12 protein-coding genes are annotated in these 8,637 nt (G+C 71.4%); 8 read left to right on the plus strand and 4 right to left on the minus strand.

Translation table 11 applies throughout. The features are described from left to right. Nucleotides 1–417: response regulator (locus A7A76_RS06435; RefSeq protein ID WP_206410411.1), on the plus strand; the 417-nt coding region annotated here is incomplete at its 5' end. Between the two features lie 62 nt (nucleotides 418–479). Beyond that, nucleotides 480–725 (plus strand): hypothetical protein, encoded by a 246-nt coding sequence (locus A7A76_RS26330; protein ID WP_428995096.1) that lies wholly within the window; start codon nucleotides 480–482, stop codon nucleotides 723–725. Here the strand turns inward: A7A76_RS26330 and A7A76_RS06440 are convergent. Then, nucleotides 688–1,419 carry a helix-turn-helix domain-containing protein gene (locus A7A76_RS06440; protein WP_206410412.1) on the minus strand — a complete coding sequence of 244 codons (732 nt, stop codon included), beginning with the start codon at nucleotides 1,417–1,419 and terminating at the stop codon, nucleotides 688–690. The two genes, A7A76_RS26330 and A7A76_RS06440, sit on opposite strands and share 38 nt — an antisense overlap. A gap of 299 nt (nucleotides 1,420–1,718) precedes the next feature. Between A7A76_RS06440 and A7A76_RS06445 the strand changes: the two genes are divergently transcribed. Further along, nucleotides 1,719–2,576, plus strand: coding sequence for a hypothetical protein (locus A7A76_RS06445; RefSeq protein ID WP_206410413.1), 858 nt, complete (start codon nucleotides 1,719–1,721; stop codon nucleotides 2,574–2,576). Nucleotides 2,577–2,814: 238 nt separating this feature from the next. On the opposite strand, the gene A7A76_RS06450 is transcribed toward A7A76_RS06445, so the two are convergent. Continuing rightward, the gene (locus A7A76_RS06450) at nucleotides 2,815–3,651 is read right to left on the minus strand and encodes a universal stress protein (protein ID WP_206410414.1); all 837 of its coding nucleotides are present in this window, start codon (nucleotides 3,649–3,651) and stop codon (nucleotides 2,815–2,817) included. A gap of 276 nt (nucleotides 3,652–3,927) precedes the next feature. Here A7A76_RS06450 and cydP point away from each other — a divergent pair, with 276 nt between their 5' ends. From cydP to A7A76_RS06475, 5 genes are read left to right on the plus strand one after another with little or no spacing between them, the layout of a single operon-like run. Then, on the plus strand, nucleotides 3,928–4,137 hold the full coding sequence (gene cydP, locus A7A76_RS06455) for a cytochrome oxidase putative small subunit CydP (RefSeq protein ID WP_206410415.1): 210 nt from the start codon (nucleotides 3,928–3,930) through the stop codon (nucleotides 4,135–4,137). Between the two features lie 5 nt (nucleotides 4,138–4,142). Further along, nucleotides 4,143–5,705 carry a cytochrome ubiquinol oxidase subunit I gene (locus tag A7A76_RS06460; protein ID WP_206410416.1) on the plus strand — a complete coding sequence of 521 codons (1,563 nt, stop codon included), beginning with the start codon at nucleotides 4,143–4,145 and terminating at the stop codon, nucleotides 5,703–5,705. A 10-nt stretch (nucleotides 5,706–5,715) separates the two neighbouring features. After that, nucleotides 5,716–6,849 carry a cytochrome d ubiquinol oxidase subunit II gene (cydB, locus tag A7A76_RS06465; protein WP_206410417.1) on the plus strand — a complete coding sequence of 378 codons (1,134 nt, stop codon included), beginning with the start codon at nucleotides 5,716–5,718 and terminating at the stop codon, nucleotides 6,847–6,849. Beyond that, entirely contained in the window at nucleotides 6,849–6,974 is a 126-nt protein-coding gene (gene cydX, locus A7A76_RS06470) for a cytochrome bd-I oxidase subunit CydX (protein WP_074873592.1), read from the plus strand. Before cydB ends, cydX begins: the two co-directional genes overlap by 1 nt. Continuing rightward, complete coding sequence (locus tag A7A76_RS06475) at nucleotides 6,974–7,264, plus strand: cyd operon YbgE family protein (protein WP_206410418.1); 291 nt, start codon at nucleotides 6,974–6,976, stop codon at nucleotides 7,262–7,264. Before cydX ends, A7A76_RS06475 begins: the two co-directional genes overlap by 1 nt. A gap of 7 nt (nucleotides 7,265–7,271) precedes the next feature. On the opposite strand, the gene A7A76_RS06480 is transcribed toward A7A76_RS06475, so the two are convergent. Both A7A76_RS06480 and A7A76_RS06485 read right to left on the minus strand, forming a co-directional pair. After that, nucleotides 7,272–7,895 (minus strand): LysE family translocator, encoded by a 624-nt coding sequence (locus A7A76_RS06480; protein WP_206410419.1) that lies wholly within the window; start codon nucleotides 7,893–7,895, stop codon nucleotides 7,272–7,274. 58 nt (nucleotides 7,896–7,953) lie between these two features. Next, on the minus strand, nucleotides 7,954–8,637 hold a 684-nt coding region (locus tag A7A76_RS06485; RefSeq protein ID WP_206410420.1), incomplete at its 5' end, for an SDR family NAD(P)-dependent oxidoreductase.

Here is an 8,637-nt window from a genome sequence, read left to right on the forward strand (position 1 = left end):
CCCGCGCCGGCGCCGCCGCCGGCCATCGGCGCGCCGGCGCCGGGGCGCGGCGAGACCGTACTGGTGGTCGAGGACGACGCGGCGGTGCGCGCGATCGCGCTGGCGTTCCTGCGCGCCTCCGGCTATCGCGCGGTCGCCGTGGGCAGCGCGGCCGAGGCCTTGCGTTATCTCGCCGGCGATGGCGAAGCGGCGGCGATGTTCAGCGATGTCATGCTCGGCGAAGGCATGAACGGCAAGGAGCTGGCCGCGGCGGCGCGGCGGCTGCGACCGCGCTTGCCGGTGCTGTTGACGTCCGGCTACGAAACCCAGATCGCCAGTGCCGGCGAGGCGTTCGAGCTATTGCGCAAGCCGTATCGGCGCGAACAGGTGGCCGCCGCGATCGCGCGTGCGATCGCAGCCGCAGGCGACGGCGGCTAGCGCCCGGCGCATCGCGAGACCGGTCTGTGAAAGAGCCTTCAGGCCCGAAGCTTTCGGTTCCGATGCGATGCGGTTTCGCTGTGGAGTGGGCGAAAAGCGTCGGGGCTGAAGCCCCTCCCACAAGCCTTGCGCCGACGACTCGATGGTCTGTGGGAGGGTCTTCAGGCCCGAAGCTTTCGGTTCCGATGCGATGCGGTTTCGTTGTGGAATGGGCGAACGGCATCGGGGCTGAAGCTCCTCCTGCAGGCGTTCTGCGAAGCTGTCGCGCGTTCAGTGGACGCGGCCGCCCGCAGCGAGCAATTCGCTGAGCGCGGCGCGGTCGCGCAGGACGATTTCGCGGCCGGCCACTTCGATCAGCCCGCGCGCCTGCAGGCGCGACAGCGAACGCGCCACCGTTTCCAGGGTCAGCGACAGGAAGTTGCCGAGTTCGGCGCGGGTCATGCGCAGTTGCAGGCGTTCGCCGCTGAAGCCCAGCGCCTGCAGGCGCGCGGCGAGGTCGAACAGGAACGTCACCACGCGCTGGTCGGCGCCGAGCGTGCCGAACGCCAGCATCCAGGTCCAGTCGCGGCGGATCTCGCGCGCCAACAGCGCGGTGATGCGCTCTTGGAACTGCGGCCGCTCGCTGCGCAACCGCGCGAACGGCACCTCCCACAGCTCGCCGGTGTCCAGCGCGACCGCGTCGCAGGCGTAAGCGTTCATGTCCAGCGCGTCCAAGCCGAGCAGATCGCCGCGCAGGCGGAAGCCGGTGATCTTCTCGCGTCCGTCCTCGCTGACCAGCGCGGTCTTGAAGCAACCGGCATGCACCAGGTACAGCGCTGTGCGCGGCTGGCCGGCGCGGAACACATGCTGTTTGGCGCGCACCCGGCGGCGTTGCAGCGGCCAGCCCAGGCGCAGCAGTTCGCGCTGCAGCCACGGCTCCAGCGCGTCGTCGCCGGCGGAGTGGGCGGCGGCGCTGTCGGCGGCGAAGCCGGCGTCGGCGTAGACGGTGTGTTCGAGCAGCATGACGGCGATTCCGGTTCGGCGGTTTGACCGGGCACAGGCTAGACGCGCGTGGCCGCGCGCCGATGCGGAGGCGGTAACCGGCGGTAACGGTTTGTAACGTGCTCGTTCTTGCGCGCCGGCTCTTGCGGGCTCGTGCTGACGTGCTCGCCGACGCCGCGACGTTTGCCGCGCTGCGTCGGGTTCCGCACAGGCGCCTCGGCGTCGCGATCGCGGACGAATTTGATCCCGATCAAGAAAGCCCATCGCGACGCGGGCACAGTGGACGCGAGCGGGTGCGCCCCGCAGCCCTCGGACTTGCCGTGACCCGCCTGACCCGATTCACCGATCCGCATGCCGTCGACCTGTGGGACCGGCGCTTCCGCTGGCGCAGCGGCGAGCGCCTGCGCGACCGCACCATCGACGCGACCTGGCAACGCGTGGCGGCGGCCGTGGGCGGCAGCGGCAGCGATGGCGGCTATTGGCGCAGCCGTTACGCGGCCGCGTTCGCCGCCTGGCAGTTGCTGCCCGATCCGCGCCTGCTGCGCCGCGCCGGCACCGAGCGCGCAGTGCCGCCGTTGCGCGCGCCGCGCGCGGCGCTCAACGCCGGCGCGTTCGTGATCGAGGCCGGCGGCGCGCGCGCGCGTTTCGATTTCGAACGCTTCGCAACGACGGCGGCGCTGGCGGTGCGTCTGCTCGACGATGCGGCCGAGGCGTTCGGCGCGGACGTCGTCGGCGGGCTGCGCCTGGAAGTGGGTTTGATCGGCGTCGCCGACGCGTTGGCGCTGCTGGGCGTGGATTACCTCGGCGAGGCCGCTCCCGCGCAGGCGCAGGCGATGGCGCGTTCGCTCGCGCTGGGCTGCGCGCAGGGCGCGGGACGGCTGGCGCGCGAACGCAGCGCCCGCGGCGAGGCGGCGGCGCTGAGCCAGCGCTGGGGCTCGCGAGAACTGCCGACGACGTTGGCCGAAGCGGTAGTGGGCAACCGCCGCCATGCGCGCTTGACCCGGGTGCGGCCGCAGCCGTCGCTGGCGCGCTTGGCCAACGGCGCCAGCGATGGGATCGAGCCGGTTTGTGCAGACGATCTGCGCCGCGCTGCGCCGCAGGCGTTGCGTGTGGCGCGAGCGCGGATCGCGGCGGCGATGCAGCCCTGGATCGATGCGCCGGTGGGGTTGAGGCCTTGACGGCGGTCGCGGTGGCGATGCGGTTTTCGCGATCTCGGGGGGCGAAGCGTCGTCGTCGGTTTCGTCGTTGTTCTGTTGTCGCGGTCGCGGCTTGCGCCGCTCCTACAGGCGGATACGGATCTTGCCGGAGCCCCTGTAGGAGCGGCGCGAGCCGCGACCGCGACATTTCGCCTGCGCCGAAATCATCGAACGCCCGCGCCGCGCCGAGCGCGGGCGTCTGTCCGCGCCAACCGCCGCATCAATGCCCGAAAAACACCGGCAGCGATGCCGACATCGACAGCTCGCGCGTCACTCCGCCCAGCACCCATTCGCGCAGCCGCGAATGGCCGTAGCCGCCGGCCACCAGCAGTTGCACGCCGCTGCGTTCGGCATAGTCGAGCAGGATGTCGGCGACGCCGCGGTCGCCGGCGCGCAGGCTGACCAGATCGGTGGGAATGCTGTGGCGGACCAGGTGCGCGACCATGCGCCGCGCCGACTCCAGCGCCGGGTCGTCGTCGCCCTGGCCGATCAGCACCAGCTCCACCAGGCCGGCGTCGGCCAGCAGCGGCAGCGCGTCGTGCACGGCGCGGGTGGTCGGGCGGGTCGGTTGCCAGGCGATCATCGCCCGCCGCAGCGGCAGGGTCGGGCCGCTGTTCGGCGGCACCACCAGCACCGGACGGCCGGATTCGAGCAGCAGCGCGGTGAACCACGCATGCAGGGCGGACGCGTCGGAGGCGTCGCCGCCGCTGCCGGCGACCAGGCAGACATCGGCGTCGAAAGCCTCGCGCGCGACGGTGTGCGGCGCGTCGGCGTAAAGCGCTTCGACCACGCGCGCGTCCCAGCTCACGGTTTCGTCGTCCAGCCGCGCCTTCAGCTCCGCCAGGCGCTGCTGGCCGCGTTCGCGCAATTGCGCGTAGACCGCGCCGGAGGTCGGGTCGGGGAGCATGTCCCAGGCGTGGCTGATCGGCATCGGCAGGTCGACGCTTTCCAGCACCGACAGGCGCGCGCTGTGGCGCGCGGCCAGCTTCACCGCCAGACGCAGCGCGTCGGCGTCGCCGGCGCCGCCGGTCATCGCAATGGTCAGATCCTTGTACATGAGTCTTCTCCGCGGCCGCATCGGGCCCTTGCCCGCATTACGGCCGGCTTCGCGCGCGCGGTGTTGACCCGGATCAAACCGCGCCGGTGACCCGCGGCGGCGTTCGCCGCGCGGGCGGCGTCGTGGGCCGGTCGGAGCCTCGGCTCCGGCCTGGATGGCCGCTGCGGGCAGGGCGGCGGCCGGATCGATGGGGCGATCGGCGGGAGGCTTGACCTGGATCAACACGCCGCCGGCCCCGATGGCTTGCAATGCTCGCAGATTCCCCCGGAGCCGGCCGTGAAAACTGCGCGAGCGCAGCTCGATGAACGCGGCGCGTCCGCCACGGCGCCGCCGCGCTGGAGCGCGGCGCTGCTGCGCCGCATCGCGCTGACCATCGCGGTCAAGCTGGCGCTGCTGACGGCGCTGTATCTGCTGTTCTTCTCGCCCTCGCACCGCCCGCCGGTCGATGCCGGCGCGGTCGACCGGCTCCTCCTGCACGCAAGGTGATTCCCATGCCGGACCTGTACGTCGTCGATCTGTCGCGCCTGCAATTCGCGCTGACCGCGCTCTATCACTTCCTGTTCGTGCCGCTGACCATCGGCCTGGCGCTGATCATGGCGATCATGGAGAGCGTCTACGTGATGACCGGCCGGGTCATCTGGAAGCAGATGACCCGTTTCTGGGGCGTGCTGTTCGGGATCAACTTCGCCATGGGCGTGGCCACCGGCATCACCATGGAATTCCAGTTCGGCACCAACTGGGCCTATTACTCGCATTACGTCGGCGACATCTTCGGCGCGCCGCTGGCGATCGAAGGGCTGATGGCGTTCTTCCTGGAAAGCACCTTCGTCGGCCTGTTCTTCTTCGGCTGGGACCGGCTGAGCAAGCTGCAGCACCTCACCGTGACCTGGCTGACCGCGCTGGGCGCGAACCTGTCGGCGCTGTGGATCCTGATCGCCAACGGCTGGATGCAGAACCCGGTCGGCGCCGAATTCAACTTCCACACCATGCGCATGGAGATCACCGACTTCGCCGCGGTGGTGTTCAACCCGGTCGCGCAGGCCAAGTTCGTGCACACGGTCAGCGCCGGCTACGTCACCGGCGCGATGTTCGTGCTGTCGATCAGCGCGTGGTACCTGCTGCGCGGGCGCAACGTGGAGATCGCCAAGCGCTCGATGGTGGTCGCGGCGAGCTTCGGCCTGGCCTCGGCGCTGTCGGTGGCGGTGCTCGGCGACGAGAGCGGCTACACGGCTTCGGAAAACCAGAAGATGAAGGTCGCCGCGATCGAGGCCGAGTGGCGCACCCATCCGGCGCCGGCCTCGTTCACCCTGTTCGGCCTGCCGAACATGGACAAGCGCGAGACCGAGTACGCCGTGCGCATTCCCTGGGCGATGGGGCTGATCGCCACGCGCTCGCTGGACAAGGAAGTCGCCGGCATCCACGACCTGGTCGAGGAGAACCGCGAACGCGTCCGTCGCGGCATCGGCGCCTATGAAGCGCTGCGCGAACTGCGCGCCGACCGCGACGATCCGCACAAGCAGGCCGCGTTCATGGCCTTGCGCGACGACCTCGGCTTCGGCCTGTTGACCTTGCGCTACACCACCGACCCGGCCAACGCCAGCGACGAGATCGTCGAGCGCGCCGCCTGGAGTACGGTGCCGAGCGTGCCGGTGCTGTTCTGGTCGTTCCGGATCATGGTCGGCCTGGGTTTCTACTTCATCTTCCTGTTCGCCGCCGCGTTCTGGCTGGCCACGCGCAACCGACTGGAAAGGCGCTGGTTCCTGCGGCTGGCGCTGTACAGCCTGCCGCTGCCGTGGGTGGCGGCCGAACTGGGCTGGATCGTCGCCGAATACGGCCGCCAGCCCTGGGCGATCGACGGCGTGCTGCCGACGTTCCTCGGCGTGTCGGCGACCCATTCGACCCAGGTGATCGCCAGCCTGGTCGGCTTCGTCGTGCTCTACACCGGGCTGGCCGTGGTCGATGCGGTGCTGATGCTGCGCGCGATCCGATCCGGTCCCGACCAGCTGCGGTTCTGGCCCGCCACCCGCGTCGGCCACGACGCCAAGACCCTCTGAGGAGCCGGCCATGATCGATTACGCACTGTTGCGCGAACTGTGGTGGCTGCTGCTGGGCGTGCTGCTGATCGGCTTCGCCCTCACCGACGGCTACGACCTCGGCCTGGGCGCGATCCTGCGCCTGATCGGCCGCGACGACGTGGAACGGCGCATGGCGCTGGAAGCGATCGAGCCGAACTGGGAAGGCAACCAGGTCTGGTTCATCCTCGGCGGCGGCGCGGTGTTCGCGGCCTGGCCGCTGCTGTATGCGGCCTCGTTCTCGACGTTCTACTTCGCCATGTTCCTGCTGCTGGTGGCGCTGATCCTGCGCCCGGTCGGCTTCGCCTTCCGCAACCGCCTGCCGCATGCGCGCTGGCGCGGCGCCTGGGACTGGGCGCTGACCGTCGCCGGCGCGGTGCCGTCGCTGGTGTTCGGGGTGGCCTTCGGCAATCTGTTCCTGGGCGTGCCGTTCCATTTCACCGATACGTTGCTGCCGGTCTACGACGGCAGCTTTCTCGGCCTGTTCCATCCGTTCGCGCTGCTGGCCGGCGTGGTGAGCCTGTCGATGCTGGTCATGCACGGCGCCAGCTATGCGGCGATGCGGGTGGAAGACCCGGTCGGCGCGCGCGCCCGGCGCATCGCCCGCATCGCCGCGGCGACGGCGATCGCCGCGTTCGCCGCGGCCGGGATGTGGCTGCGTTCGTTGTCGGGCTCGGCCATCGTCGGCGCGTGGAACACCGGCGCGCCGTCGGATCCGCTGGCCAAGCACGCGATCTGGATCGACGGCGGCTGGCTGGGGAACTACGCCTTGCAGCCGTGGCTGATCGCGCTTCCGGCCTTGGCGTTCGCCGGCTTGCTCGCGGCCGCGCTGCTGCGTTCGCGCAAGTGGGCGTTCATCGCCAGCGGCGTCGCGGTGGCCTGCATCATCCTCACCGCCGGCGTGTCGCTGTTCCCGTTCCTGCTGCCCTCGTCGACCGATCCCGCGCACGGCCTGACCGTGTGGGACGCCTCGTCCAGCCAGCGCACGCTGGGGATCATGCTGGTCGCCGCGGCGCTCTTCCTGCCGCTGATCCTGGCCTACACCGCATGGGCGTTCCGGATCATGCGCGGCACCATCACCCGCGCCCACGTGCAGGCGCAGGGCGACCATGAAGGAGGTTACTGATGTGGTACTTCGCCTGGATCCTGGGCCTGGCCCTGGCCTGCAGCTTCGGCGTGCTCAACGCGATGTGGTTCGAGATGCGCGAGGACGAGGAGCAGGCGCGCGGCGAAGCGCGGCGGGGCCGCTGATGGACGCGGCCGCAGCGCCCGCCGGCGCGGGCTGGGCGCGCGCGTTGTCGCTGTTGCTGGCGGCGGCGCTGTCGCTGGCGCTGCTGTTCCTGCCGGCGATGCGCGGCGCCGGGCTCAGCCCCGGCGCGCACGGCCTGCTGACGCCGCTGGTGATGGCGATCTGCGCCGGCTTCGTCCACGGCGTCGGCTTTCGCCCGCGCCGCGCCTGGGCGCGCGCGCTGGTGCATCCGGCGCTGCTGTGGCCGTCGATGCTGGGGCTGGCCGCGCTGTGGACGCGCAGCCTGCTGTGACTCCCGACTAGCGCTGCGCGGCGGCGAGCTTGGCCGCAAGCCCGGCGAACACCGCCGCGGCGGCGCGGTTCATCCAGCGCTGGGCGCGCGCGGAGCGGGCGAAGCGCTGGCCGACTGCGCCCGCGCTCAAGGCCAGCGCGCCGAACACCAACGCCGTGGCGAGGATGAAGGTCGCGCCCAGCGCCAGCATCTGCAAGGTGACCGAACCGGCCTGCTTGTCGACGAACTGCGGCAGGAAGGCGAGGAAGAAGATCGACACCTTGGGGGTGGTGAGGTTCATGACGATGCCGCGCAGGTACAGCCTGCCGGCGCCGCTGCGCTCGTCTTCGCCGCTTGCCACCGTCATCGCCGGCGCGCGCAGCGATTGCCAGGCCAAGTAGAGCAGATAAGCCGCGCCGGCGTACTTGAGCAGGTCGAAAGCCAGGCGCGAGCGTTCGAACAGCGCGGCCACGCCCAGCGCCACTGCGCCGGTGTGGACCAGCAGGCCGCTGCACAGGCCCAGTACCACCCACAGGCCGGCGCGCTTGCCGCGCAGCGCGGACTGGGTCAGCACGAACACGTTGTCCGGGCCGGGCACCACCGCCAGGAACAACGCGGTGGCGAAAAAGGCGGCGAGGGTCTGCGGGTCCATGGGCGGCTGCGGTGCGGGGACTCCCATTGGAGGCGAGCGCGCCGCCGCACGCAAGCGCTCAGAGCATGACCCGCCCGCCGGCCACGTCGAGCACCTGCCCGGTGATCCAGGCCGAGGCGTCGCTGAGCAGGAACAGCGACGCCGCCGCCACGTCCGCCGGCTCGCCGAGCCGGCCGAGCGGGAACGCGCGCAGCATCTGCGCTTGCCGCTCCTGCGACAGATGGTCGCGGGTGCGTTCGGTCAGCACCGCCGACGGCGACAGGCAGTTGGCGCGCAAGCCGCGCGGGCCGAGCTCGTGGGCGAGCTGGCGGGTCAGCGCGATCACTCCGGCCTTGGCCGCGGCGTAACCGGCCGGCGCGCCGGCGACCACGCGCGCGCCGGCCGAGGCCATGGTCAGCAGCGCGCCGCTGCCGCGCGCGAGCATGCCGGGCAGGAAGCACCTGGCGACGAAGAAGGTCGCGGTGAGGTTGTGGTCGAGACTCGAGCGCCAGTCGCGCTCGTCGATCTCGTGCACCGGCATCGGCCGGCCGCTGCCGCCGCCGGCGAAGGCGAGGACGAAGTCGGGCGAGCCGAAACGCGCCAGCACCGCGTCGCGCAACGCTGCGACCTGGGGCAGCTCGGAACAATCGGCGACGAAGGCCTCGGCTTCGCCGCCGGCCTCGCGCAGCGCGGCGACGCTGGCCGCCAGCGCGGAGCGGTCGCGGCCGTTGACCGCCACGCGCACGCCGCTGCGCGCCAGCGC

Origin of the sequence: Lysobacter enzymogenes, from assembly GCF_017168095.1 — a bacterium.
GTDB classification, from domain to species: domain Bacteria; phylum Pseudomonadota; class Gammaproteobacteria; order Xanthomonadales; family Xanthomonadaceae; genus Lysobacter; species Lysobacter enzymogenes_D.

Bases quoted from the DNA above. Each gene is read 5' to 3' on its own strand.
- A7A76_RS26330 (WP_428995096.1), top strand. From the start codon at position 480: ATGCGATGCGGTTTCGCTGTGGAGTGGGCGAAAAGCGTCGGGGCTGAA.
- A7A76_RS06440 (WP_206410412.1), bottom strand. From the start codon at position 1,419: ATGCTGCTCGAACACACCGTCTACGCCGACGCCGGCTTCGCCGCCGAC.
- A7A76_RS06450 (WP_206410414.1), bottom strand. From the start codon at position 3,651: ATGTACAAGGATCTGACCATTGCGATGACCGGCGGCGCCGGCGACGCC.
- A7A76_RS06460 (WP_206410416.1), top strand. From the start codon at position 4,143: ATGCCGGACCTGTACGTCGTCGATCTGTCGCGCCTGCAATTCGCGCTG.
- cydB (WP_206410417.1), top strand. From the start codon at position 5,716: ATGATCGATTACGCACTGTTGCGCGAACTGTGGTGGCTGCTGCTGGGC.
- cydX (WP_074873592.1), top strand. From the start codon at position 6,849: ATGTGGTACTTCGCCTGGATCCTGGGCCTGGCCCTGGCCTGCAGCTTC.
- A7A76_RS06475 (WP_206410418.1), top strand. From the start codon at position 6,974: ATGGACGCGGCCGCAGCGCCCGCCGGCGCGGGCTGGGCGCGCGCGTTG.
- A7A76_RS06480 (WP_206410419.1), bottom strand. From the start codon at position 7,895: ATGGACCCGCAGACCCTCGCCGCCTTTTTCGCCACCGCGTTGTTCCTG.